The 1,618-nt window shown below is 56.4% G+C and carries 1 rRNA gene; it reads right to left on the bottom strand.

What is annotated here, in order from left to right:
* Window positions 1–101: 101 nt before the first annotated feature.
* Window positions 102–1,618 (bottom strand): 23S ribosomal RNA (locus AC3X7R_RS18765); the annotation flags it as partial.

The raw sequence follows: 1,618 nt of genomic DNA, 5'->3' as shown, positions 1-1,618 counted from the left end.
GTGTGGGGTCGGGGGTTTGTTGGTTGGGAACTGGTTAGTGGACGCGGGCAAACATGTGCGCATTAGGGGTCTTGTCACCGTTGAGTGGTTTTGTACGGTGTTGGGACAAGCCCTCGGCCTATTAGTACCGGTCGGCTAGGCATTACTGCTGTACACCTCCGGCCTATCAACCCAGTGTTCTGCTGGGGGCCTTACCCACTTACGTGGTGGGAAACCTCATCTTGAAACGTGCTTCCCGCTTAGATGCATTCAGCGGTTATCACTTCCGAACGTAGCCAACCAGCCGTGCCCCTGGCGGGACAACTGGCACACCAGAGGTTCGTCCATCCCGGTCCTCTCGTACTAGGGACAGCCTTTCTCAAGTTTCCTGCGCGCGCGGCGGATAGGGACCGAACTGTCTCACGACGTTCTAAACCCAGCTCGCGTGCCGCTTTAATGGGCGAACAGCCCAACCCTTGGGACCTGCTCCAGCCCCAGGATGCGACGAGCCGACATCGAGGTGCCAAACCATCCCGTCGATATGGACTCTTGGGGAAGATCAGCCTGTTATCCCCGGGGTACCTTTTATCCGTTGAGCGACGCCGCTTCCACCTGCTGGCGCCGGATCACTAGTTCCGACTTTCGTCCCTGCTCGACATGTCTGTCTCACAGTCAAGCTCCCTTGTGCACTTACACTCGCCACCTGATTGCCAACCAGGCTGAGGGAACCTTTGAGCGCCTCCGTTACATTTTAGGAGGCAACCGCCCCAGTTAAACTACCCATCAGGCACTGTCCCTGATCCGGATTACGGACCTAGGTTAGACATCTAGTACGACCAGAGTGGTATTTCAACGATGACTCCCCGACCACTGGCGTGGCCGGTTCACAGTCTCCCACCTATCCTACACAAGCCGAACCAAACACCAATACCAAACTATAGTAAAGGTCCCGGGGTCTTTCCGTCCTGCCGCGCGTAACGAGCATCTTTACTCGTAGTGCAATTTCGCCGAGTCCATGGTTGAGACAGCGCCCAAGTCGTTACTCCATTCGTGCAGGTCGGAACTTACCCGACAAGGAATTTCGCTACCTTAGGATGGTTATAGTTACCACCGCCGTTTACTGGGGCTTAAGTTCTCAGCTTCGAGGACGAATCCTCTAACCGGTCCCCTTAACCTTCCAGCACCGGGCAGGAGTCAGTCCGTATACATCGTCTTACAACTTCGCACGGACCTGTGTTTTTAGTAAACAGTCGCTTGGGCCTGGTCTCTGCGGCCATCACCGCTTTCCCACGCAAGGTGGGTAACGGATCCGGCCCCCCTTCTCCCGAAGTTACGGGGGCATTTTGCCGAGTTCCTTAACCATGGTTGTCTCGATCGCCTTGGTATTCTCTACCTGATCACCTGAGTCGGTTTGGGGTACGGGCGGCGCATAGCTCGCTAGAGGTTTTTCTCGACAGCATAGGATCATCCACTTCCCCCCTACGGGGTCCCCATCAGGTCTCAGACACATGAGCGGCGGATTTGCCTGTCCGCTCGTCCTACACCCTTAGCCGTGGACTACCATCGCCACGGTTGGACTGCCTTCCTGCGTCACCCCATCGCTTGACTACTACCAGTTCGGGTCCCACGCTCTGCCACA

The sequence above is a fragment of the Nocardioides sp. Z22_16 genome, assembly GCF_058134365.1.
Note: the sequence above shows the minus strand (reverse complement) of the source record. Positions and strands in the feature narration are given on the sequence as shown.